General features: G+C 60.1%; 26 protein-coding genes. 9 read left to right on the top strand and 17 right to left on the bottom strand.

Annotation, left to right across the window (positions count from 1 at the left end; genetic code table 11):
• Positions 1 to 169 precede the first annotated feature (169 nt).
• Positions 170 to 2,707 carry a TonB-dependent receptor gene (locus CLU94_RS26305; protein WP_099667837.1) on the top strand — a complete coding sequence of 846 codons (2,538 nt, stop codon included), beginning with the start codon at positions 170 to 172 and terminating at the stop codon, positions 2,705 to 2,707.
• A 17-nt stretch (positions 2,708 to 2,724) separates the two neighbouring features.
• Positions 2,725 to 4,584 (top strand): phytase, encoded by a 1,860-nt coding sequence (locus tag CLU94_RS26300; RefSeq protein WP_099668511.1) that lies wholly within the window; start codon positions 2,725 to 2,727, stop codon positions 4,582 to 4,584.
• An 82-nt stretch (positions 4,585 to 4,666) separates the two neighbouring features.
• Here CLU94_RS26300 and CLU94_RS26295 read toward each other — a convergent pair whose 3' ends face one another.
• The 5 genes from CLU94_RS26295 to CLU94_RS28225 all read right to left on the bottom strand — a co-directional run bounded on the left by CLU94_RS26295 (position 4,667) and on the right by CLU94_RS28225 (position 7,721).
• Positions 4,667 to 5,080 carry a hypothetical protein gene (locus tag CLU94_RS26295; RefSeq protein WP_099667836.1) on the bottom strand — a complete coding sequence of 138 codons (414 nt, stop codon included), beginning with the start codon at positions 5,078 to 5,080 and terminating at the stop codon, positions 4,667 to 4,669.
• A 295-nt stretch (positions 5,081 to 5,375) separates the two neighbouring features.
• On the bottom strand, positions 5,376 to 5,876 hold the full coding sequence (locus tag CLU94_RS28235) for a hypothetical protein (RefSeq protein WP_143451558.1): 501 nt from the start codon (positions 5,874 to 5,876) through the stop codon (positions 5,376 to 5,378).
• 497 nt (positions 5,877 to 6,373) lie between these two features.
• Positions 6,374 to 6,676, bottom strand: coding sequence for a hypothetical protein (locus tag CLU94_RS28230; RefSeq protein ID WP_143451557.1), 303 nt, complete (start codon positions 6,674 to 6,676; stop codon positions 6,374 to 6,376).
• An 85-nt stretch (positions 6,677 to 6,761) separates the two neighbouring features.
• A complete protein-coding gene (locus CLU94_RS26280) occupies positions 6,762 to 7,193 on the bottom strand; it encodes a hypothetical protein (protein WP_099667833.1) in 432 nt (143 codons plus the stop codon).
• Between the two features lie 93 nt (positions 7,194 to 7,286).
• A complete protein-coding gene (locus CLU94_RS28225) occupies positions 7,287 to 7,721 on the bottom strand; it encodes a hypothetical protein (RefSeq protein ID WP_143451556.1) in 435 nt (144 codons plus the stop codon).
• 189 nt (positions 7,722 to 7,910) lie between these two features.
• On the opposite strand from CLU94_RS28225, the gene CLU94_RS26270 reads away from it, so the two are divergent.
• From CLU94_RS26270 to CLU94_RS26260, 3 genes are all read left to right on the top strand, one after another.
• A complete protein-coding gene (locus tag CLU94_RS26270) occupies positions 7,911 to 9,071 on the top strand; it encodes an IS30 family transposase (protein WP_099667454.1) in 1,161 nt (386 codons plus the stop codon).
• Between the two features lie 267 nt (positions 9,072 to 9,338).
• The gene (locus CLU94_RS26265) at positions 9,339 to 10,217 is read left to right on the top strand and encodes an EamA family transporter (RefSeq protein WP_180278784.1); all 879 of its coding nucleotides are present in this window, start codon (positions 9,339 to 9,341) and stop codon (positions 10,215 to 10,217) included.
• A gap of 167 nt (positions 10,218 to 10,384) precedes the next feature.
• Complete coding sequence (locus CLU94_RS26260; protein ID WP_180278783.1) at positions 10,385 to 10,792, top strand: c-type cytochrome; 408 nt, start codon at positions 10,385 to 10,387, stop codon at positions 10,790 to 10,792.
• A 183-nt stretch (positions 10,793 to 10,975) separates the two neighbouring features.
• Here CLU94_RS26260 and CLU94_RS26255 read toward each other — a convergent pair whose 3' ends face one another.
• Positions 10,976 to 11,239 (bottom strand): DUF378 domain-containing protein, encoded by a 264-nt coding sequence (locus CLU94_RS26255; protein WP_218965320.1) that lies wholly within the window; start codon positions 11,237 to 11,239, stop codon positions 10,976 to 10,978.
• Positions 11,240 to 11,560: 321 nt separating this feature from the next.
• Between CLU94_RS26255 and CLU94_RS26250 the strand changes: the two genes are divergently transcribed.
• Complete coding sequence (locus CLU94_RS26250) at positions 11,561 to 12,943, top strand: methyl-accepting chemotaxis protein (protein ID WP_099667831.1); 1,383 nt, start codon at positions 11,561 to 11,563, stop codon at positions 12,941 to 12,943.
• A gap of 35 nt (positions 12,944 to 12,978) precedes the next feature.
• Here the strand turns inward: CLU94_RS26250 and CLU94_RS26245 are convergent, their stop codons facing one another.
• From CLU94_RS26245 to CLU94_RS26235, 3 genes are read right to left on the bottom strand one after another with little or no spacing between them, the layout of a single operon-like run.
• On the bottom strand, positions 12,979 to 13,503 hold the full coding sequence (locus tag CLU94_RS26245) for a GNAT family N-acetyltransferase (RefSeq protein ID WP_099667830.1): 525 nt from the start codon (positions 13,501 to 13,503) through the stop codon (positions 12,979 to 12,981).
• Between the two features lie 7 nt (positions 13,504 to 13,510).
• On the bottom strand, positions 13,511 to 14,083 hold the full coding sequence (locus CLU94_RS26240; protein WP_099667829.1) for a helix-turn-helix domain-containing protein: 573 nt from the start codon (positions 14,081 to 14,083) through the stop codon (positions 13,511 to 13,513).
• A gap of 50 nt (positions 14,084 to 14,133) precedes the next feature.
• Complete coding sequence (locus tag CLU94_RS26235) at positions 14,134 to 15,036, bottom strand: LysR family transcriptional regulator (protein ID WP_099667828.1); 903 nt, start codon at positions 15,034 to 15,036, stop codon at positions 14,134 to 14,136.
• A gap of 105 nt (positions 15,037 to 15,141) precedes the next feature.
• Between CLU94_RS26235 and CLU94_RS26230 the strand changes: the two genes are divergently transcribed.
• Together CLU94_RS26230 and CLU94_RS26225 are read left to right on the top strand one after the other, a co-directional pair.
• Entirely contained in the window at positions 15,142 to 16,224 is a 1,083-nt protein-coding gene (locus CLU94_RS26230) for a YeiH family protein (protein WP_257219010.1), read from the top strand.
• 105 nt (positions 16,225 to 16,329) lie between these two features.
• Positions 16,330 to 16,971 (top strand): LysE family translocator, encoded by a 642-nt coding sequence (locus CLU94_RS26225; RefSeq protein WP_099667826.1) that lies wholly within the window; start codon positions 16,330 to 16,332, stop codon positions 16,969 to 16,971.
• On the opposite strand, the gene CLU94_RS26220 is transcribed toward CLU94_RS26225, so the two are convergent.
• The gene (locus CLU94_RS26220) at positions 16,972 to 17,739 is read right to left on the bottom strand and encodes an alpha/beta fold hydrolase (protein ID WP_099667825.1); all 768 of its coding nucleotides are present in this window, start codon (positions 17,737 to 17,739) and stop codon (positions 16,972 to 16,974) included.
• 85 nt (positions 17,740 to 17,824) lie between these two features.
• Between CLU94_RS26220 and CLU94_RS26215 the strand changes: the two genes are divergently transcribed.
• Positions 17,825 to 18,583, top strand: a complete 759-nt coding sequence (locus CLU94_RS26215; protein WP_099667824.1) for an AraC family transcriptional regulator — start codon at positions 17,825 to 17,827, stop codon at positions 18,581 to 18,583.
• Here the strand turns inward: CLU94_RS26215 and CLU94_RS26210 are convergent.
• The 7 genes from CLU94_RS26210 to CLU94_RS26180 all read right to left on the bottom strand — a co-directional run bounded on the left by CLU94_RS26210 (position 18,580) and on the right by CLU94_RS26180 (position 23,460).
• Positions 18,580 to 19,221 carry a CatA-like O-acetyltransferase gene (locus tag CLU94_RS26210; protein WP_099667823.1) on the bottom strand — a complete coding sequence of 214 codons (642 nt, stop codon included), beginning with the start codon at positions 19,219 to 19,221 and terminating at the stop codon, positions 18,580 to 18,582. The genes CLU94_RS26215 and CLU94_RS26210 overlap by 4 nt on opposite strands.
• A gap of 98 nt (positions 19,222 to 19,319) precedes the next feature.
• Complete coding sequence (locus tag CLU94_RS26205) at positions 19,320 to 19,646, bottom strand: hypothetical protein (protein WP_099667822.1); 327 nt, start codon at positions 19,644 to 19,646, stop codon at positions 19,320 to 19,322.
• 79 nt (positions 19,647 to 19,725) lie between these two features.
• Complete coding sequence (locus CLU94_RS26200; RefSeq protein ID WP_257219009.1) at positions 19,726 to 20,598, bottom strand: hypothetical protein; 873 nt, start codon at positions 20,596 to 20,598, stop codon at positions 19,726 to 19,728.
• 122 nt (positions 20,599 to 20,720) lie between these two features.
• The gene (locus tag CLU94_RS26195; RefSeq protein WP_099667821.1) at positions 20,721 to 21,134 is read right to left on the bottom strand and encodes a DUF5071 domain-containing protein; all 414 of its coding nucleotides are present in this window, start codon (positions 21,132 to 21,134) and stop codon (positions 20,721 to 20,723) included.
• A 13-nt stretch (positions 21,135 to 21,147) separates the two neighbouring features.
• Positions 21,148 to 22,365: an MFS transporter gene (locus CLU94_RS26190; RefSeq protein WP_099667820.1), complete on the bottom strand. Its 1,218-nt coding sequence runs from the start codon at positions 22,363 to 22,365 to the stop codon at positions 21,148 to 21,150.
• Between the two features lie 38 nt (positions 22,366 to 22,403).
• Positions 22,404 to 23,030, bottom strand: a complete 627-nt coding sequence (locus CLU94_RS26185; protein WP_180278782.1) for an energy transducer TonB — start codon at positions 23,028 to 23,030, stop codon at positions 22,404 to 22,406.
• Between the two features lie 142 nt (positions 23,031 to 23,172).
• The gene (locus tag CLU94_RS26180) at positions 23,173 to 23,460 is read right to left on the bottom strand and encodes a pentapeptide MXKDX repeat protein (protein WP_099667818.1); all 288 of its coding nucleotides are present in this window, start codon (positions 23,458 to 23,460) and stop codon (positions 23,173 to 23,175) included.
• Positions 23,461 to 23,506: the final 46 nt, after the last annotated feature.

The following is a 23,506-nucleotide window of genomic DNA, read 5'->3' as shown; positions in this document are numbered from 1 at the left end:
CATCCCATGCGCCCTGCGCTGGCAGGTCATTTCAGCTCACCATGATTCATTTCCAGCTGGAAAGCGCTCCCATGGCGTTCTTTTCAAGGTGGCAAGCCCTTGCCTGTCACGCAACCGTCATATTTGCTGCCTAGAATCCGCCCGGTTCCCTCCCCTAACCGAGCTCTTCATGAAAACCATGCACACATCGTTCCCCTCCCCGCTGCGCCTGACGGCCGTGGCCCTCGGCATCATGGCCGTCTTCAGCGGCCAAAGCCATGCGCAAGCGCAAGATGCGGATGGCCAGCCGGCCGCCACCGTGGTCGTCAGCGGCCAGCGCGCCAGCCTGCGCAACGCCATCGCCGCGCAAGAGAAAGCCGACAACATCATCAGCGTCATCAGCAGCGACGATATCGGCGGCTTGCCGGACAAAAACGCGGCCGAGGCGCTGGCCCGCTTGCCGGGCGTGTCCGTGCAGCGCGACCAGGGCGAAGGCCGCTACATCACCGTGCGCGGCCTGGGCCCGGACTTGAACGCCGTCACCATCAATGGCGCGCTGGTGCCGTCGCCGGAAGCGGGCCGCCGCGCCGTGGCGCTGGACATCCTGCCTGCCGGCCTGATCCGCACGCTGGAAGTCTCGAAGACCTTGCTGCCGGAAATGGACGCCAACTCGCTGGGCGCCACCGTCGAAGTCAAGTCGCTGTCCGCCTTCGACTTGCCGGGCAAGCTGCTGTCGGCCAACGTGGGCGCCAGCTATGATGAAAAGACGGGCAAGACCAGCCCCAGCGGCGGCGCCCTGTGGGCCCAGCGCTTCCTCGACGGCAAGCTGGGCGTGGCAGCCGGCCTGAGCGCGGAAAAGCGCTCGTTCGGCTCGGATGACGTGGAAACGGGCGGCGCCTGGAGCAAGGGTAAATTGTCGGGCCTGGAATTGCGCGACTACCTGCCCGTGCGCAAGCGCGGCGCCCTGGCCGTCAACCTCGATTACCGTCCCGAAGCGGGCAACAGCTGGTTCTTGCGCTCGTTCCTCAGCGAATTTTCCGACAATGAAGTGCGCGACCGCCTGACCATCAGCAATATCGCGGGCGGCAGCCTGGCCGAAGGCCAGACGGCCAGCGCGCGCGCCGAGCGCCGCATCCGCCAGCGCAAGTACACGCAGCAAGTGCGTTCCTTGGTGCTGGGCACGCAGCAGAAATCGGGCGACTGGACCCTGGACGTGAAAGGCGGCCTGAGCCGCGCCACGGAAGACACGCCGGAATCCCTGAACGACGGCCGTTTCCGCGGCACCAGCAATTTCGCCGGCATCAGTTTCACGGATACGCAGGAACCGAAATTGAGCGGCCCCGCCTCGCTGTACGACCCGGCCAGCTACGCGCTCAACGCCATCACCCTGCAAAAACGCTATTCGAAGGACAATGAACACCACGCGCGCATCGACCTGGCCCGCAAGTTCGACATCGCCACCCTGAAGTTCGGCGCGAAAGTCAGCCGCCGCGAAAAAACCAATGACACAGATCAATGGGCATATAACAGCAGCAAGGCTTCCAGCGGCAATTACTGGGGCGCCGGTTCCACGTCGATGAGCAACTTCGTGCAAGGCCACACGCTCGACTACGACCTGGGCAACATCGGCGTGGCCCTGGACCCGTCCCTCATCCGCGCCCGCGTAGCGGGACTGGACCGCACCAAGGCGCGCCTGGCGACCGAGTCCATCATCAACGACTACCGCATGCATGAAGACATCAACGCCATGTATGTGCAAAACAGCTACGACTTCGACGCCTGGCACATCCTGGGCGGCGTGCGCGCCGAGCGCACCAGTTTCGAAGCGGCCGGCTCGCAGGTGGATAGCGCCGGCGTCGCCACGGCCTTGACGCGCGAACGCTCGTACACCAATTGGCTTCCAAACCTGCAAACCCGTTATGACCTGGATCAACATACCAGCGTGCGGGCCGCCTGGACGCAAGCCGTCGTGCGCGCCAACTTCAGCCAGCTGGCTCCCGGCATCAGCCTGGCCAGCAACACGGAAGCCGTGATCGGCAACCCGGACTTGAAGCCGCTGAAGGCCAACAACCTGGACCTGGGCATCGAAAAAGTACTGGGCAATGACGGCGTGATGTCGGCGTATGGTTTCTACAAGGACATCAAGAATTTCACGTACACGACGAACCTGGCCGGCACGGGACAGTGGGCCGGCTACACGACGGCAACGTCCTATGCGAATGGCGACGCGGCCAAAGTAAAGGGCATCGAACTGGCCTACATGCAGCCGCTGCGCATGCTGCCGGCGCCGTTCAATCGTTTCCTCGTCGGCGTGAACGGCACCCTGAGCACCTCGAGCGCGCAAATCGGCCGCTTCGACAAGGCCAGCAACAAGCAGCTGAACCGCGACATCCGCCTGCCGGGCCAGTCGAACCAGGTGATGAACTTGATGCTGGGCTATGAAACGGGCCCGGTCAGCGCCCGCCTGGCCCTCAACTACAAGTCGCCTTACCTGCTGGAAATGGGCAACGACATCCTCGACCAAAGCCAGGACCATATCGTCGCCGGTCAGAAACAGCTCGATTTCTCGCTGTCGTACCAGATCAACAAGCAGTTCCAGCTGATGTTCGAGGCGGCCAACCTGAACAACGAGAAATACTATGTTTACCAGGGTACGAAGCAATACAACGTGCAAAACGAACAATATGGCCGCACCTTTAAAGTGAGCCTGAAAGCCAGCGCCTTCTGATGATGATTTCCAACAATATGAAAAAAACAGTACTCTGCAGCGCCCTGCTGGCTGCCTTTTGCCTCGCGGGCACGGCGCAAGCCGCGCCTGCCAACGCTGTGCCTTCCTTCACGCAGGAAGCGGAAGAACTGGCGCGCCTGCCCGGCGGCGGCTGGCTGCTACTCGACAAGCACGGCTTGCGCCTGTTCAACGCAGCCGGTCTGGAACAGGACCGCATCGCCGTGCGCGCCAAGCAACTGGACACGCGCAGCGATGGCGGCAAGGTGCTGGCCGTGTTCCTCGAGGCGGACACGCAGCGCCCCCTGCCCGTCTCCGTCGACGTGCAGGCCGGCAAGTTGAATCGCCTGGCTCCGTTTCCCGTGCCGACGTTTTCCGTGGAAGCGTCGTGCCTGTACCGCGACGCCCAGCAGCTGGCCCATCTGTTCTTGATCGGCAAGGATGGGCAAGCCGAACAGTGGGTGATGCAGGACGAGCAGCGCAGCCTGGTCCGCAAACTGGCCTTGCCGCCGCACGCCAAGCATTGCCGGGTCGACGATGGCGCCCAGCGCCTGCTGGTAAGCGAGTCCAACATGGGCGTATGGGCGTATGACGCCGAGTCCGAAGGCATGGGCAAGCGCGAAGTAGTCGCCCTGCGCAAGCCGTATGGCCAGCTGGACGGTGGCGCCGGCGCGCTGGCCGTGCTGCCGGGCGGCGTCGCCGTGCTCGATGGCAAGGCGGACAAGCTGCACCTGCTGGCACACCAGGGCGGCAAGTGGACGGCGCAGCCAGCCCAAGCCGTCGCCTTGAACGTGCGCAAGGGCGACAGCCAACTGGCGCTGGACAAGGACTCCTTGCTGCTGCGCGGCAAGAACGGTTGGCAGGCGCGGCCCTTGAAATGGGCTGGCAAGGCGGAAACGCAGCCTGCGGTAGCCATCATCGCCCCGCAAGCCCAGACGGAGCCGATGGCGCGCCAGGGCGACGCGGCCGATGATCCGGCCATCTGGCTGTCCAGCAACCCGGCCGACGCGCGCATCCTCGGCACCAACAAGAAGCAAGGCTTATTGGTCTACGACCGGCAAGGCAAACAGACCCAGCTGCTGGAAGTGGGCCGCCTGAACAACGTCGACGTGCGGCAGAACATCCAGTTGAATGGCAGCAAGGTCGACCTGGCCGTCGCCACGCAGCGCGACGACAACAGCATGATGTTGTTCACAATCAATGCCGAGGGCGTGGTGGCGGAAGCGGGCCGCTTCCCTACGGGCCTGAAAAGCATCTACGGCATGTGTCTGTACCAGCCGGCCAGCGGCGGCGTGGAAGCGTTCATCAACGACAAGGACGGCACTTTCCAGCAATACAGCATCGGCTTCAACGGCAACAAGTTCAGCGCCACCCTCTTGCGCAGCTTCAAGGTCGCCACCCAACCGGAAGGCTGCGTGGCCGACGACGCCAACGCCCGCTTGTTCCTGGGCGAAGAAACGCGCGGCATCTGGACCACCTCGGCCGACGCCGCCAAGCCGGACGCCCTCACCATGGTCTTGCCCGTGGGCACGCACCTGACGGCCGACGTGGAAGGCATGGCCATCTACCGCCAGCCAGGCGCCAAGCCGGACACCGGCTACCTGATCGTTTCCAGCCAGGGCGACAGCAGCTACGTGGTGCTCGACGCGCAAGCGCCATATGCAGTGCGCGGGCGCTTCAAGGTGGGATTCAACCTGCCCGCCGGCATCGACGGCACCTCGGAAACGGATGGTCTGGACGTCACCTCCGCCAACCTGGGCGGCGCGTACGCGCAAGGCATGCTGGTAATCCAGGACGGCTACAAGCGCCTGCCCGATGGACCGCAGAACTTCAAGTATGTGGCGTGGGGGGATGTGGCGAAGGCGTTGAAGCTGGACTAATCAGACTGGAGCGGGGCCGGCCCCGCCGGAGGAATGCGCACCAATGGGGCGCATTCCAATCCCGAGGAGCCCGGCCCCGATACTATCTGCGCGGCATATCGATATGAAATGGCAGGCGCTTGCCGCACAAGTCCACCCTACCCGACACGGCTAGTCGATCCGCCGACAATTCAATGATGTTGACGGCCGACACGTCACCATATTCCATCATATAGATACCCGATTCCTCCGCCTCGGGATGCATATCCAGCATCCCGATCGCAAACGCTCCTCCCGGCCCTTCCTGTATGCGCAAGCCATGCAGGAAAAAAACCGGCGGATACAGCGCCCACGACCATTCCGCATCCTCCGGCTCGGTCAAGCGCATGAACACATCATCGTCGCCATGGATATCGATATTCAGCTCCAGCATGCCGCTGCCATGCGTTTCCAGACTAATGCTTGATTTCGCTACATCCACTTCAAAATTGGTGTTGCCGATACTAAAAACAGTCATTCAATACTTCTCCTGAGTTACAAGCAAATAGACGGCGCGATAAACAGCAAGAAATGCAGGATTGCCGTGTCTTCACCATATTAATTTAACTATTGTCAATGCGCACAGCAATGACATTAAACTTTACACCTTTAATAATACCAATGAATGCAAGAAAGGGGCGTTTACTCTGTAAAACAGGTAAAACTTGTAATATCCGCTTCCGCCCCGAAGCGCCCCCCCGCTAAATAGCCTTATCGCTCTGTGAACGTAGCAATCATAATTGGTATCAAAGTAAGCGATTTGGGGTTGCAGTTCAGTGCGTTCGGTCGTGTTCCTTGCTCCATTCGTCTAAGATCGCGATCGCTGCATGGACGCGTTCCAATCTACTGTTATCAAACCAGGGGAAGTGAGAATCAGTGTAGCTCTGGCAATACGCAGATTGCTCATCCGGAGTTTTCTCCAGAAACGTCGATCGAAGAATATCCATAATCAACCGCGCCTTTACAAAAGCGATAGGATCGGCACCGGAGTGTGGCAACGGAAACAGCGGGACGAGTTCATAGAACCGGCGATCAATGCCAGCGATCAGTTCGCGGTTGTCGTCTATCCAAACCTCATATCGGACGCGCCGTGTGCCGTCGTTAGCTGGGTCTATACGGTTACAGTAACGCAGTATGGCTTCAGGAGCTACTCGCCAGCCCTCGATAGCACCCAACTGAGTTTGAATGCGATAGCTTTCTTCGCTCGCAGAGGTATTCATTGGATGGAGCAAAATGGCGAGCAGGCAGATGGCGAAGGCACGAAAAAAAGGCATGGTGAGGGCGAATTCAAGTAGTTGCTAAGTGTACGGGACCGGATTAAACGGCGGCTTATGGCTGGCTGCTGTCGTTGGCAGGTTCCGCCCCAAAGAGGAAGTTCGAAATTATTCCTCGTCACGCAATTTCGCCCGAGCTTCTAACAGAGCTTGACCATATTCCATATTAAATGGAGCTACTGATTTCTTCTCAAAAATGCAGCACAAATTCCAAAGTGGCCTTTGTTCTGCTTGGTCTATTATGTTCAATTGACCTGAATCAGAGTAGCGCCTCAAAAACTCAAATAACACAAGGGCTTCGTCAGCAGTTAGTGTTATGTGAACTTCAGATTTTATATGCTCGTTCATATGATGTAAATTCGCGCTTTATCTTCGCCTGCAAATGGCAGATTGCCGCTGTTGGCAGGTGAAACAAATTCCTTGTTTTTCTGCTTTTGGCCGAACTCAGCATAAATCTTCAGGACAGAATTTCACGAAATCATGAATTTTCTTTTCCGTCAGTCATCTTTCTCCACCGCCTCATTCCTTGGAAGCGCCAATTGCGCAGCACGCCACTTGGGCGCACGCCAAATTCCAATAACGACTGCTAAAAAAGTAATCGGAAGAAAGTAGCCAGAAGTATACGCAAGATTTGGCGCGTGTCGCGCCAACCCAAAGAATAAGCCTAGGATATAAAACAAGGCATAACTCGCGGCAAGCCAAACCCAAGGATTTAACATGGGACGTTTAGCAAAATAATTCACTATTTTTGCAGAAGTGAATAATAAGCCAAGCCAGATGATCAGAGAGATAATTTGCATATTAAGATATTGCAATCATATTTTATTTTAAAGTTTTTACAAGTTCGAGTCGCTTGTGAACGTCTGGATTTGGCCGGAATCGGCATCACCGTTTCTGATACAGAAATGTTGGACACGTTCCCGCCCCATCTTTGCTAAATTTAACCACCTGAGTCAGGACAGCGGCGACGTCATGATACTCGCTCAGCGGCAACACCTTGTCCTGGTCGGTATCACGCTCACAAGACAAGACAGCGTTGGATTCGCAGCGCAGAACATGCAACAACGCTTGCAAAAACATATCTGGGCTTGGCCAAAGATATGCACGCTTACGGTCAAGTGTAGGCAGTAGAGCAATCATTTTTCCCTCACCGTCGCCAGACTTCACAATCTTGCCAAGCAAAGTCTCGCCCACATAGCAAAGCAATTCGTCAGTCTCTCCGAAGGACGTGACAAACGGCTTTATCGAAATAGTTTCTACTTGTGCCGGAATACGTAGCCAAAATGAATCCGGTGAGAATATGAACGTTGAGGTCATTACAAATCTGATGAGGTTGAAGTAAGGTACTGGCTGTCTGCTTTTGGCCGTATGCAGAAGTACACTGCACTCGTCAACCGTAATAGTACTCAGTTAAAATCCAGATGCACGTTCCAGGCAAAGGGCGTCGAATCGGGTGGAGGTTTCGCCGTTTAACTGGCTATTTAACAATGCATCCATGTCCGCAAGAAAACGCTCAAGTTCAAAGTCCTTCAGTCGCCTTTTTTCTAGCACTTTTCGAACTTGGCCAGTGACATCCTCGTAAAGTGCTTTCCGACGCTCGACATGCGTTGCTTGAACAAAAAACTGCAGATCCAACATAACATCAATGTATAAGGTATTAGTTGCCTTGGTGAGTCGTATTCGCTGCCTATGGCCAAGTTCCGGATCCCGGCAATTCAGCACTACCACTAGCGCAGACAATCCTTTTCCATAATACACATCAGCCAAAGATGTTGTGTCCACCACCTTAAAAGCATGGTCTATCTTAGATTCCCAATTAATGTCCGAAAGTAGATTTAATCTCATTTTTCAATTTTCAGAAAATGCCCTAAACGATCAGGGCTTCTCGCTGCCATCGGCAAATGAGCATAACGAATCACCCCGCGAGAAAAGTCACGCATTGTCACGTCAACGCGAATGGCTGCTTCTGGCTGCGGATTCAATCGGTGGTCGCAACACTCTAACCTAAATTCCTAGGTTACAGGAGTGTTGAAGATGAAACAGAAACCACGCATTTATTACACCGAGACGCAGAAGGCCTTGATGTGGGAACGCTGGAAGCAAGGCGACTCTCTGCAGATGATAGCCCAGCTGTTTAATCGGAATCACTCGTCGATACAGCGGATTCTGGCTGAATCTGGTGGCATACGGCCAGCGCAGCGATGCCGTTCCAGACTGGCGCTGACGCTGGCCGAGCGCGAGGAGGTATCGCGTGCCATCGTTACCGGCGTATCCATTCGCGCACTTGCCAGACGCCTCGGACGCGCACCATCGACCATCAGCAGGGAACTCAAGCGCAATGGTGGCCGCGAAGCATATCGTGCAACTCAGGCGGATCAGCATGCTTGGGATCAGACGCGGCGCCCCAAACCTTGTAAGCTGACGAAGAACCGCATGCTGGCCAACATGGTTGCCAGCAAGCTCCAATTGCAGTGGTCGCCGGAACAGATTGCTGGTTGGCTCAAGCAGCTGTTCACGAGCCACGAGGAGTATCACGTGTCGCACGAAACCATTTACCGCAGCCTCTATATCCAGGCCCGAGGCGCCCTAAAGAAGGAGTTACTGGAGCACTTGCGCCGAACGCGTGCCATGCGCCGCTCTCGTCATCACACCCAAAAGACGGACAACCATGGCAGAATTGTCGACGCCGTGCCGATCAGCGAGCGTCCAGCGACGGCAGCGGATCGAGCAGTGCCCGGGCATTGGGAGGGCGACCTGCTCTGCGGCAGCCACAACAGCCAGATCGTGACGTTGGTTGAGCGCCAGACGCGCTATGTCATGCTGATCAAGGTCGCGGCCAAGAATACCGAAACGGTGGTCAACGCATTGATCGACAATGCCCGCAGGCTGCCTCAGGAACTATATAAGTCACTGACCTGGGATCGTGGCAGCGAGCTCGCCGGGCATAAACGCTTTACATTGGCCACCGATATCCAGGTCTACTTCTGCGATCCACAGAATCCATGGCAGCGCGGTTCAAATGAAAATACCAATGGCCTGTTGCGCCAGTATTTCCCCAAGGGGCTGGATATTTCTACTTATTCACAAGAGCAACTCGATGCGGTAGCCAGACGACTCAACGAGCGCCCCAGGAAGACGCTACACTACCAAACACCGGCTCAACGATTTGAACAGTGTGTTGCGTTGACCGATTGAATCTGCAGCTGATTACCGACTCTTTTAGTCAAAATGCCGATTAGCATTAGTATCAATCTTTAACGTGCTAATGGTAAAGGCTGTTCGATTAGGAGCGGCGACTTCTGACCATTCGTAAACAATTCCGCAACTGTAGCGTATTTTGCAACATGATATCGAAAAAGAAGCCGCGATGCACCAGTCATGTCAGCAACTACCTCGTTAAATCTCCTCGGCTTACCAATCTGCCAGCGACTGCCAGCCTCAGGCATATTAAAATACCGTCCCATGACCTCCCCCGCCTCGACCTCCTCCCTCCCAGACAGCATCTTGCTCCCGTCCCTAGCCGTCCTGGGAGGGCAGATTTCCGTCAATCTGGGGGCGGCGATTGCGAAGAATCTGTTTCCTGTCATTGGCGTGGAAGGGATTACGGCGTACCGGGTGGGGTTTTCGGCGCTGATACTGCTGGCCATCTTTCGGCCCTGGCGCTACCGGCTGACGCACAAGGATGTGCTGAATTTGCTGGTCTACGGTTCCGTGCTGGGGTTGATGAACTTGCTCATTTACCGGGCGTTTGCGCTGATACCGATCGGTATCGCAGTCGCCATCGAGGTGACGGGGCCGCTGGCCGTGGCCATGCTGTCGTCGCGGCGCCCGCGCGATTTGCTGGCCGTCGCGTGCGCCGTGTTTGGCTTGTATTTACTGTTACCGCTGCAAGGCAGCCCAGGCAGCCTGGACCCTGTCGGCGTGGCGTATGCGCTGGGGGCAGCCCTGTGCTGGGCGCTGTATATCATCTTCGGCAAGCGCGCCTCGACCTTGCAGGGTGGCCAAGCCGTGGCCTGGGGCATGACGGTGGCGGCCATGGTAACGGTGCCCATCGGCATCACCTACTCGGGCAAGGCCCTGCTGGCGCCGTCGATTGCCTTGATGGGCCTGGCCATTGCCATGCTGTCCAGCGCCCTGCCGTACTCTCTGGAAATCTTTGCCTTGCGCCGCTTGCCGCAAGGCGTGTTCGGCATGTTCAGCAGCGCGGCGCCCGCCGTCAGCGCACTGGCCGCCATGGCCGTGCTGGGAGAACTGCTGAGCCTGACCCAATGGCTGGCCATCGCCTGCATCGTGTTCGCGTCGGCCATGGCGGCGCTGGGCGCACAGGGCGGCAAGCGCTAGCGGCCTTCAGGCCATCCCGTATCGATTCCTGCGCGCTTCCCTTCCTGCCGCCATTCCCGCAGCCATTCCTGCGCCGCCGGGCATCGCTGCGCCGCTGACGGACAGGTTTTGATGCCCGCCTGTAAAATACGTCATTGCTTGCCATATCGTGCACTTCCGCCTCACCGATGACATACCCATTTCTTTTTCACTGGTTTTCCCCTCTCGCCGCCGCAGCCTTGCTGCTGGCGCCAGTCGCCGCCGCACAGGCGGCCGCTCCTGCCGCCCTCACGGGCAATGCCGAAGCGGGCAAGGCGGCCTTTCGCAAGTGCGCCTCTTGCCATCAGGTGGGGCCATCGGCGCGCGGCGGCTTCGGCCCCAAGCTGACGGGCGTGATCGGCCGCAAGGCCGGTGCCACTACCGACTATAAATACTCGGCGGCCATGAAAAACGTGAATATCGTCTGGACCGAGCAAAACCTGGCCGGCTTCCTGAAAGCACCGAGCGACTTCATTCCTGGCAACAACATGCGCTTCTGGGGCATCGGCAACGCCCAGCAGGTAGCCGATTTGCTGGCCTATCTGCGCACGCAGTAAGCGCATGCAATAAATATATGCAACGACGACAGCGTCCAAGCTGTCTGTGCGCCAACCTGCACGCAGGCTGGCACATGCACGCGCACAAGGCGGCATCAAGCCCGTGACGCCAGATCAAACTCCCGGCGCTTGCAGCACGCCCTTGCGCTTCTTGTCCGCCGCCTCATAATCACGCAGACGACTCTAGGGCTTGGCCGGCAGCTTGCGCACGCACAGATAGATGGAATACAGCGCCGCCAGCCCTACCAGCACGTACACGCCGCGCGATGCCGTCGACATGGCGCCCAGGATGCGGGCCACGATATCGATATCGAACAAGCCCACCAGCGCCCAGTTCAAGCCGCCCACGATCAACAGGATCATCGAGATCCAGTCGACCACGTTCAGGCGCTTGGCCGACATTTCCTCATTTGCCGCACCGTCCGATCCTGCCTGGATATTCGCCATGTCAGCCTCCTGTGAATAAGAAGAAAGACCCGCCGTCGGGTCTGTGCAAGGAACAGTGTAGGCGCTGCACCGGCATGCGCCAGTCGGACGATACCGGGTATCGAGGTAGGACGCGTCTGTAATACGGCGAGTGATTTTATCTGGCAACAAATCATGCCGCTGTTGCTAAACAGGCAGTGACTAATTCCAATATGGAAATATTTATAGATTACTTAGTACCGCACTGCTACACTCATTTCACCCCAGCAACTTCAGGGGACAAGCGCCACGCCATGCCGCAGGCATGGGAGACGGCCACCATGGGACAACAGCTGAGGGGACATGAATATTTCAAACATACGTATCGGTGTGCGCCTGACCACAGGCTTTTTGCTCACTTCGCTTTTACTGGCCGTGGTAGTGGTCATCAGCACGTGGCAGTTGTCGACCGTGAGCGGGGAAATCGATAGCAGCGTGAACCAGCGCTATGCGCGCATCGCGCAATTGCAGGCCACGCGCAACAGTACGCAAGAACAACCAGCCCTGCGCGAACTCGACCAGCAGATCACCACGCAATCGGCGCAGATGCGCACGGCGGCCGAGGCGGCCATGGCCCGCGCGCACGATACCAGCGTGCTGATCATTGCGCTAGGCCTGGTCGGCGGCGTGTTGAGCCTGGCGACGGCCTGGTTCATCAGCAGCGGCATCGTGCGGCCCTTGCGACATGCCGTCAAAGTGGCGCGCAAGGTGGCTGGCGGCGACTTGAGCGAACATATCCGCGTCGATTCCCGCGATGAAGTGGGGCAACTGCTGCAAGCCCTGAAAGACATGAATGCCAGCTTGATCACGATCGTGGGCGAGGTACGCGGCGGCACGCACGACATCGCGGGCGCCTCGGGCGAAATCGCCGCCGGCAACCTGGACTTGTCGCAGCGCACGCAGGCGCAAGCCAGTTCGCTGGAACGCACGGCCGCCTCGATGGACGAACTGACGGGCACCGTCAAGCAAAATGCCGATAACGCACGGCAAGCCAATCAGCTGGCGCAATCGGCCGCCGCAGTGGCAGGCAAAGGGGGCACAGTGGTGGCGCAAGTGGTCGATACCATGAGCTCGATCAACGCTTCATCGAAAAAGATCGTTGACATCATCGGCGTCATCGACGCCATCGCCTTCCAGACGAATATCCTGGCCTTGAACGCGGCCGTGGAAGCGGCGCGGGCCGGAGAGCAAGGGCGCGGTTTTGCCGTCGTGGCCGCTGAAGTCCGCACCCTGGCGCAACGCTCGGCCGGCGCGGCCAGGGAAATCAAGCAACTGATCGGCGACTCCGTCGAGCGGGTCGACGCAGGCGCGCGCCTGGTCGACACGGCCGGCGCCACCATGCGCGAAATCGTGGCCAGCGTGCACCGCGTAACGGACATCATGGGCGAAATCAGCATGGCCAGCGGCGAGCAATTGTCCGGCATCGAACAAGTCAATGCCGCCATCGTGCAAATGGAACAGGTAACGCAACAAAACGCGGCCCTGGTGGAACAGGCATCGTCCGCGGCAGCCAGCATGCAGCAGCGCGCCACGCTGCTGTCAGGCACGGTTGGCATCTTCAAGCTGAGCCGTGACCACGCCCAGACGGCGCACGGCATCACCCTGGTGACCGCACCGGCCAGCCACGTCGTCACCGCGCCGGCAAACCGCACTGCCACAAGCGTTAGAGCGCGGCTGAAAGCCTGAGTTCCCCAGCTCATCGCCGCGCCGCGACAAAATCGCTATAGCTGCTTGTACATGACCGTGGTGGCGTCCAGCCGGTCGCCGGCCGGCGCCAGCGCATAGCCGGGGATGCTGCCCGCCGCCACGTAGCCGAGCGACAAATACAACGGTTCGGCATGGTCGCTGCTGCGCGTGTCCAGGGTCAGCAGGCTGCGCGGCAAGAGGCGCGCCTGCTCTTCCAGCGCCTGCATCAGCTGGCGCGCGAGGCCGCGCCGGCGAAAAGCGGGTGCGACCAGCAGCTTGCGCACTTCGGCCCGGTGCGCCTGGTTGGGATTGGTATCCCAGTCCAGCTGCACGGCGCCCGCCACCGCCCCTTCCACCTCGGCCACCAGCAGCAGGCGCACGCCGCGCGTGACGGCCGGCAAGACGTTATCCGTCCAGAACGCCTGGCTGGCCGCCGTGTCGAACGGCAAGATAAAACCGATGCTGGCGCCGTCGTGCACGCATGCCTGCAGCAGCGCGCCCAGCTCGGGCAAGCGTTCGAGAATGTCGGCGGATGAGAAATGGCGCAGCGATGCGGGCATGGCGACCTCAGACAAGAAAGAGAAAATAGCGGGCGCCGCTGTCCGGCGGCGTCATGAAGGCGCTGGCGCCGTGCAGCTGGTAGCGCAGGCAGTCGCCGGCCAGCAAGTCGTGCGAGCGGCCGTCGACGGTCACGTTCAGCTTGCCTTCCTGCAGCAACAGATGGTGTTCCATGCCGGGCCGGGGCGAGGCGGCATAGGCGATCGTCACGCCCGCGCCCAGCTCGCATTCGAGCGCTTCGCCGGCCAGCGCCCGCGCCGGGGGCGAGACGGAGCGGCGGATAAAACCGGTGTCCGGGTCCGTCCACACGCTTTGCTGGGCCCGCCGCAGCAGGGGCGGAAAATCGTCTTCCACCATGCGCAGCAGGCGCGACATGGCCAAGCCATACGCGGCGCACAATTTGCCCAGCACGTTTGTCGTCGGGCTGACTTCGCCATTTTCCAGGCGCGATAATGTCGCGCGGCTGACCTGGCTGGTGCTGGCCAGCTGGTCCAGCGACCAGCCCCGCTCCACGCGCAACTGTTTTAAACGGGCCGCCAGCCGCTGTTCCGTATCGTTCTCTGTGAGTGCTGAATTTTCCATATATGGGAATTTATCCCTCATATGAAAAACAGTCAAGCTGTTTGAGCGCGTTACCCCGCCATGCGCGAAGCGTGGCGGCACAATTCCAGGAAACCCGTCAAACGGGGCGAAAGGATCTTTTTGGACTGGCGAATCAGGTAAAAGTTGCGTTCCAGGGGCGGCAGCATGGTTTCCAGTTCCACCAATTGCCCGCTGGCCAGCAAATCGGCCACCACCACCCGCGACAGGCAGGCGATGCCCAGCCCGGCCGCTGCGCCATACTTGATGGCTTCCGAGTTGCTGAACTCGCCTGCGGCGCGCAGATAGTGCAGATACGGCACCAGCGCCTGTTCCACGGCTTCACGCGTACCCGAGCCCGCTTCACGCAGCAGCCAGCCCGCCTGATTCAGCTCCGTAAAACTGAGCAGATGGCGCAGTTGCGCCAGCGGATGCGTGGGCGCGGCCACGATCAGCATCTGGTCCGTCAGCCACGGCTCCACCAGCAAACCCGCTTCGTGGCACGGCCCTTCGATCAGGCCGATATCGACACGGAATTCCGCCACGGCGGCCGCGATGTCGGCCGTGTTGGCAATGGTCACCTGGGGAATGCTGCGGCCGTACTGCTGCGCCGCCTGCGCCAGTATCTGCGGCAGCAGATAAATGCCGATGGTGGTGCTGGCGCCGATTTGCAGGCTGACGGGCACGGACGGGTCGGCGCCCGCGAACTGGCGCTCGATGCTGGCGGCCCCGTCGCGCATCTGCCGCGCTTGCGGCAACAGCAGGCGGCCATTGTCGTTGAGCAGCAAACGCTTGCCCACCCGGTCGAACAGTTGCGCGCCCAGCAGCGCCTCCAGTTCATTCAGGGCCGCACTGGTGGCCGATTGCGACAACGCAATGTGTTCGGCCGCCGCGCTGGTGCTGCCCGTGTCCGCCACGGCCAGGAAAATCTGTAACTGCCGCAAGGTCAACGCCATTTTATTTACCTATTTTGTCGGTTAAACATACAAAAACAATCCGTTTTACCATTTAATCGACGAACTGTACAGTCATGCCATACGCATAAAAACATGGAGTACGGCATGTCTTCTCTCTCAAGCACCAATACAACAAGTTTCAGCGACCGCTACGGCCGCCTGCTGCCCGGCCTGCTGCTCAGCGGCGTGATCGCCTGGGGCGCCATTCAACTGGGCAAGCTGGAATGGATGCAAAGCCACGGCATGAGCGCCCTGACCCTGGCCATCATGCTCGGCATCGTGCTGGGCAACAGCGTGTATGGCCGCCTGGCGCCCACCTGTGGCGCGGGCGTGGCCTTTTCCAAGCAGACATTATTGCGACTCGGCATCATCCTCTACGGCTTCCGTTTGACCTTCCAGGATATCGGCCAGGTCGGCTTGGCCGGCATCGCCATCGACGCGCTGGTGCTGGCGTCCACGTTTGGCCTGGCCATGTTCCTTGGCACCACCGTATTCAAACTGGAACGCAACAGCGCCATCTTGATCGGCGCGGGCAGCTCGATCTGCGGCGCGGCGGCCGTGATGGCGACCGAGCCCGTCGTCAAGGGGCGCAGCGAGGATGTCACCGTGGCCGTCTCCACCGTTGTCGTGTTCGGCACCATCGCCATCTTCCTGTATCCCTTGCTGTACCGGTGGAACCTGGACTGGCATGTGCTGGGCGCCACGCCCACCGCGTTCGGCGTGTACATCGGTTCGACCGTGCATGAGGTGGCGCAAGTGGTGGCGGCCGGCAAGTCGATCGGGCAAGAGGCGGCGAATGCGGCAGTGATCGCCAAGATGGTACGCGTGATGATGCTGGCGCCGTTTCTCGTCATCCTGTCGGCGGTCCTGGCGCGCAGCAAGGCCAGGAGTGGCAACGGCGGCCACGACAAGGCGGCCAAGCTGGCCATCCCCTGGTTCGCCTTCATCTTCATCGGCGTGGTCGCCTTCAATTCGCTGGGCCTGCTGCCGGCAAGCATGGTAGCCACCATCACCGATATCGATACGGCCTTGCTCGCCATGGCCATGGCGGCCCTGGGCTTGACGACGCACATGTCGGCCATCCGCCGCGCCGGCATCAAGCCCCTGCTGCTGGCCGGCCTGCTGTTCGGCTGGCTGATCGCCGGTGGCGCCGCCATCAACCATGTGGTCGCCAGCCTGTTTGCATGACACTCGCCCGTGTCGGGCCGGGGTAGCCGACACGGGAGTCGAAAACTTCGTACAATAAGCGTGTTTTGACTCTCGAACCGGCTCCGGCCCCACCCAGGAACACCCATGCATCTCTCGAACTGGCTGCTTTTCTGCAGCGTCGCCCTGCTCGTCACGTTTTCTCCCGGCCCGGCCGTCCTGCTGGCCATCTCGAACGCCATTGCCGTCGGACCGCGCCGCGCCATGATCAGCAGCATGGGCAACGGTTTCGGCTTGTTCATCATTTCCGGCGTGGCCATGGCCGGCATGGGCGTCGTGCTGGCCACCTCGGCCACGGCCTTCATGCTGCTGAAACTGGCTGGCGCCCTGTACCTGGTGTTTCTGGGCATCAAACAATGGCGCAGCAAGACCAGTGTCGTGGCCGATGCACCCGTGGCACCCGGCGCGGCGAATCCCAACACGTTCTGGAAACTGTTTCGCCAGGGCTTGACGGTGGCGCTGACGAATCCGAAAGCCATCCTGTTCTTCTCGGCATTGTTCCCGCAATTCATCACGCCGGGCGAACCGGTGGCCATCCAGTTCACCGTGCTGACGACCTCGTTTGTCGCCTGCGCCATGCTGGCCCACTTGTTCTACGCCAACCTGGCGCGCCTGCTGAAAACCCAGCTGGCCACGCCGGGCCGGGCCAAGCTGTTCAACCGCATCTGCGGCGGCGCCTTCGTCTTGCTGGGCCTGAGCCTGCTGCGCCTGCGCAGCAAGGCCGCGTAACTAGTCTTTTTCCGTCAAGAACGCCTCGATGCTGGCCGCCAGGGCCAGCGGCGTTTCATTCATCGGATAGTGTCCCGCATTGCCCAGCACCTCGAGCCGGGCTTGCGGGTACCACGCCAGATACGTGCGGCGCATCAGGGCCGCGTCAAAACGGGGGTCATGCTCCCCCACCAGCGCCAGCAACGGCAGTTCCACGCGCGCCGCCTTGATTTCTTCACTGAAATCCGTCCCGCTCCACGCGAGGAAGTAGCGCGCAAACGCGGCCCGATCCGCACTCTCCCACGAATATTGCGCCTTCCAGTCCAGCCAGGCGGCAGGCAAGCGCCCGCCCGTGCTGCGGTCGATGATGGCGCGCCGCGCCTGCTGGTTGCCGCTGGCGTCGAGAAACAGTTGCCGCGCCGCCCCGTCGAACGCCAGGCCGCAGCTGGGCACGGGCGCCACGGCCACCAGTTTGCGCAAGCGCAAGGGCGCCAGCAAGGCCAGCCGTTCCAGCGCCATGCCGCCCATCGAGTGGCCCACCACGCTGAAGGTGGCAAAACCGAGCGCATCGGCCAAGGCCAGCGCGTCGCGGGCGACCTCTTCCATCGAATACTCACCCGCCGCGCCACGCATGCCGCCATAGCCGCGATTGTCCATGAAGACATAGCTGAAAGCGCCGCCGTCGAGACCTGCTTCCATCGGGGAAAAAGCGTGGGCGTCGCCAAACCAGCCGTGCAGGACGATGACGGCGTGCGGGCCATGGCCCACGCGATGATAGGTATTGTGCATGTTCACTCCTGAAAAGAGTGTGATGGTAAGCGGCCGGCATGCGGCCCGCCTTCGATGGCAGGTCAAATACTGTAGAGTATGGGCCATGGATGATTTTTATACGGAAGTGCCCCGCCCCTTGATCGCCACGGCGCGCGACCATGCCGCCGATGCCGTCTTTCCCAGCCATAGCCATGCGCGCGGGCAATTCGCCTATGCGGCGCGCGGGGTCATCAGCGTGCACACACCGCAAGGCAACTGGCTGGTGCCGCCGCAACGGGCTTGCTGGGTACCGGCCCGGCTTTCGCACGGCATGCGCATGCATGGCGCCGTGACCATGCACAATGTGTTTATCGACGCACCGGCCATCGCCGGGATGGGCTTGCCGCCCCATTGCCAGGTGCTGGACGCCTCGCCGCTGCTGCGCCAGTTGCTGGCCGAGGCCGTGACCGTGGATGCCTTGTATGCGGAAGCATCGCGCGCCGGACGACTGATGGCCTTGCTGCTCGACGAAATTGCCGCCGCCAAGCCCCTGCCCCTGAGCGCCCCGCTGCCGCAGGAACCCCGGCTGGCGCACCTGTGCCTGGACTTGCTGCGGCAGCCGAGCCTGGACAGCAGCCTGGATGCGATGGCGGCGCAGGCCGGCATGAGCCGGCGCACCTTTACGCGGCAATTCCGCGCCCAGACGGGGCTGGCCTTTGCCCAATGGCGCCAGCAAGCGTGCCTGCTGGCGGCCATCACGCGGCTGGCGGACGGGCAAGCCGTCACCCGTGTCGCGCTCGACCTCGGCTATGCCAGCCCCAGCGCCTTCACGGCCGCCTTCCGCCGCGTGCTGGGGCAGGCGCCCAGCGATTACTTAGCCTAAGAAATGATGGCGGCGATGCGCTGCGACAATGCCTGTGCCAGTTTCTGCACGTGGTAGCCATCGACAAAGCCATGGTGGGCTTGCGCGGAAAACGGCACCCGCATGCGGCCATCCTCTTGCGCGGGGCCAAACTTGCCCCAGGTAAATGTCGGGATATCGGCGTCGCGGTGGCGGTGTATCGGGTGTTCGATGGCCGCCAGTTCCAGCCACGGCAGGCAAGTGATGAAGATATTGTTGCGCTGCTCGCGCTCGGTTTCCCCCTCGCCCGTATTAATCAGCGCGGAGCTGGCTTCCGCGAAACGCTTGGCTGCCAGGCTGCGTTCGATGAACAGGTCGAGCTGGTCCGTCATCGTGAAACGCGTGTAATTGAGGTTATCGTCGCCATTGATGACGGTATAGGAAGCGGGAAAATCGTCAATCCTGATCACTTCACCCTGGTAGATGCGGTACATGAACTGATCGATATCCCTGACCGTATTGAGCAGGCAAAACAGGAAAAAATGAAACACGGGGATTTTCCGTTCCTTGCACCAGGGCCGGAAGTCCGGCACGTCGAGCTGGAAGTTGATATTGACGAGGGGATTGTCGAATGCCCGGAACAAGTCGTAGCGGTCGCGCCGCTTTTCAAAATTTTTCATGCGGCGAGTGTAGACGATGGGGGGACTGGCGGGCAAGTCATGCCGTATCGGCTTGCCAATAACTTATCAATGCGACATGCAGCACCAATCGCTGCCTGTTATTCCTCACTGCGGCTTGACTGCCTGGCGCGCAAATCAAGAAAAACATGCCCCAGGATTTTTCTGCCGTGCATATCGACGATCACAGTCAGATAAGTATCATCGCGGGGAACGGGAATGCCGATGTGCTGAAACTTTCCATCTGACGACTCATAAATATGCGCGACCTGCCAATTCCAGTCCGCGGCGTCGCCAAAGTCACTCCCGATGACCAGATCGGCATATACCCAAAGATCGACGACTTCCCTGGCGGTCTCGGTCACCTTCAGCATAGGCGCATGGAAGGTTTTTTGATATTCGTCATTCGACAGTAACTGTGTTTTCATTTTTTATCTGCATTTGGCCGCCGACCGGGATAAGCCGGTCGCAAGCCTCCCCGTATCGGGAGGCTTATTTCCGCCAGAATTACGACGCTTGATTAATCTCGTCGTCTATCATATTGGCGAACAGGTCGAAACTCAGGATACCCGTGCCGATGCATGAAAAGACTGTCGTACCCGCCGCATCCTTGATCGTCAATCTCTCGGTCCAGTCATTCTGATTCATGCACTTGAGGCTGGCGCCAGGCCAGGTGACGCCGTCCACATGCAAGCCCTGCGCCGAGAAGGCCAGTTCCTGCGTCTTGACATTCAGGAAATTGCCGAAGAAGCGTTTCTTGTATACCTCGCCGCTGCTGATGTAGCGGAAAGTCACGCGCTCGCCGTCCGCCAGCTTTTGCTTCAAGACGGGCATGCGGTAATCCAGGTAACGGGAGCGAAATTCGTCCATGAATTCGTCAAAGCGCTTGAGTTCTCCGGTAGCCCATATCCAGGGCTGGTCGGCGCCCGTGCGGTAGGCAAAGTTATTGATCATGCCTGTCATGGCGGTGGAGCCGCCGGCAAACAGATACAGGTCCTCGATATCGGCAAAGGCGGCGTAGCTGCGAATGCCGTTCAATTCATGCACCACACCGTCTTCATGCAATTCAAAACGGCTTTTCTGCCGCTTGAGCATTACCGCGCGCATGACCAGCACCAGCACGGCGAGCAACAATAGAAAAGCCGCCGAGCCGTACAGAATAGTCAAATTGCTGTGCGTGCCCAGCTTGGCGCCATTACGCAAGGTCATGGCCTGCGTATCGGTCAGTGTTTTCTGAGGGATGGTCGTGCTCAGGTACAAGACAAAACCTGCCACTGCCGCCAGGATCGCCGCAAATACCGCAAACAGCCTAGGCACCATCTTGCCGTGAAAATACACGGCAAGTGCTTTATTCGTGTGCGGGATACTAAAATTACCCATGTAATCTTCCTGTTAAATGATAGGGAGGGTTTTACAACCCGGAGGTCGAAATATATTCGGACCGGATTGTCTCCTATCTATTACTGGAATGGCCACACGCACGCACATTCAATACTGATTTCTTACAATAATGCCCCTGATTGCTGGCCGGCCGCAGTTATTATCTGGCATTGCAGAATTTCCCGGGCCACCTCGGCCACGCCTTCTTCCCGTTCTCCCATTGTCGGTGCATGGGCGAAGCGTTGCAATTCCTCGTCCAATTCGAATGCCAGCTCCCGTGAATGGCGCACGATGCCCTGCAATACAAAATACTTCCATTGTTCGTCATTACCGGCCAGCACCGATTTTATATAGGGGGCAAGGCGCACACCGATGCCGGCCAGGTAAGGCAGGAGCACGCCGGCCACGGGCCAGTTCACATCCTGCACCCATTCCAGGATCTGCGGCATGGCCGGATGGACTTCCTCCCAGCTCAAGGTGATCAGGGCTCGCGCGTTCGGCGTATCGTGTTTATCGCGCGGCAATGGTAGGCTCATGCGAAGCGTCCCCTCATGCGGTGCCGCCGTGCGCCAGGCCCCGCTGCACCTTCCACGCCAGCGGCAAGGTCAGCAGCAATACGGCCGCCAGCGCCAGCAGGGCCGTGTGCACGCTCGTATGGTCGCCCAGCGCGCCGAACAGCACGGGGGACAGCGCCCCGCCGCCGATGCTGCCCGTGTAGAACAGGGCGAACGCATGCTCGCGCTTGCCGGGTTCGGCCAGTTCAGGCACCACGCCATACAGCACGGATGAAGTGCCATTGAGCGCCAGTCCCAGCAGGGGCAACATGGCCATGACGCCGGCCAGCGGCAGCCACAGGGCCAGCACGATCAGCAGCGAGGTCATCGATTCCGTCAGCCACACGGTCTTCATCATGCCGATGCGCGCGCCCAGGTAGCCGCACAGCAACTTGCCGAAGGCGCCGCCCACGAACAGCAGCGATAGCGCCACGCCGATGCCGGCCGTGCCCGCTCCTTTGCTTTTCAGCAAGAATGGCAAAAAGGTGAGAAAACCCATGCGCACGGCGCTGTCCAGGGTGCCCGTGGCCAGCAAGGCGCGAAAGCTCGCCTTCGAACCGCTGCCGGCGATGGTCTTGCCCGCCTTCTTCGCACCCGCCTGCAGCTCGCCCGCTTTCGGCAGCAGCCACCACAGCAAGCCGGCCGCCGCCAGGCCCAGCAAGCCCAGCAAGGAGACGCTGGCTTGCCAGCTGCACACCAATAACAGCAAGCCCACCAGCGCGGGAATCAGGGTCTTGCCGATGTCGCCGGCAAAGTTGTAGTGCGACAGCGCTTCCTTGACGCCGCCACCCGCCTCGTGCGTGTCGGTGACGATGGAAGACGCCAGCGGATGCTGCGTGCTGGCGCCCAGGCCGCCCAGCAGCAAGGCGATCAGCAAGACGGCCAGGCCGCCCGCCTGCCCCGCGATCAGGTAGGCGACGCCGGCCAGCGCCGTGCCGCCCACCAGCAGGCGCTCGCGGCCCCAGCGTTTCGCCATGCGGCTGGCCAGCAGCTGGAAGCCGGCCATCATGCCCGAGTAGGAACCGCGCAACAGGCCCACCATGGCGTAACTGATGCCGAACTGCGCCTGCCAGATGGGCAGGAGTACATAGATGACATCCGTCAAGCCGTCATGCACGGCATGCGCGCTGCAGGCGGCGAACAGCGAGCGGCGGCGGATCGATTTGTCGGAGGGGGACGATGCGGTGGCAACAGCGGCGGATGGTTCGGTCATGACTTCGGCAGGAAAACGATGTGGACAGTGCAAGCTTACTACAGGGGCTGGCGGCGCAGCAGCACCTTGCCATACGTGCTCCAGCTACGCGTGCCGCCAACTTCAGGATCGATGGCAAAACGGCAACCCTGCACATAGGTAACCGCCGCCTCGACCAGTTCCGCTGGCAGGCCTGGCGCTTCGGCCACGATGCGTGCAGGGGCACCTTCGCTGCCGATAAACATGCGCAGCACGACGCCGCTGTCATTGCTGGCCGATTTGTCGAGGTTGTTATAGCCCTGGACGCGCTGGGAAGGCTGGCAGCTGCCCGGTACCAGCAAGGGACGCAAGAGCTCGGTATCGTCCAGGTCCCATACATATTGAACACTAAAATTTTCCTTGGCCGCTCTATCAGCAGGGAACACGCACTGCCGCACATTGCTCAGCGCCGCATCGTCCAACACTTTCCACCCCGAACTGCGTGCCACGGATGCCGTTGCCACCTTGCCATCCTGCCCCACGGAAAAGCGCATGCTCGTTTTACCTTCCAGTTCATACAGGCGCGCCTCGTGCGGATACACTTGCGGCGGACAGGTCGCGCCCGGCATCGCCCGGCCAAGCGCGGGCAGGATGGCCAGCACCGCTGCCGCACAGCGTAATGGGAAGCTTGCTTCATGCATCGGCATCGTTACTCCAGCAATTGCTATTAAATAAGTTTTCAATTTTAGCAAATTGCCATGAACACCAGCAAGCCGCTGGCGAAACGACGGCAGGCGCGCCACCCGGCGAGGATGGCGCACCTGCCCATGCAAAACCTTGCTTGCCCGCTTATTTGGCCATCGCATCCTTGGCCATGCCATCCTTTTTCATCTCATCCTTCTTCATGCCGTCTTTTGCCATGGCATCTTTCGCCATGCCATCCTTGGCCATGTGGTCCTTCTTCATGTGTTTCTTCGCCATCGGCTTGTGCATGCCGTCCTTGCCCATGGCGTCCTTGTGCATGGCGTCGGCCGAGGCGTCCTTGGCCATGGCGTCTTTCTTCATGGCATCCTGGGCAAACGCGGCGCCCGACATGAGGATGGCGGAAGCAATCAGGGCGGTGATGGTGGTTTTCATGATATGTCCTTGTCTCTGGGTTATATGGGCGAGATTGCCCGGTGGT

The organism is Janthinobacterium sp. 13, from assembly GCF_002749695.1.
Taxonomy (GTDB): Bacteria; Pseudomonadota; Gammaproteobacteria; order Burkholderiales; family Burkholderiaceae_D; genus Janthinobacterium; species Janthinobacterium kumbetense.
The sequence above is the reverse complement of the archived record's forward strand: the minus strand, read 5'-3'. Positions and strand labels throughout refer to the sequence as shown.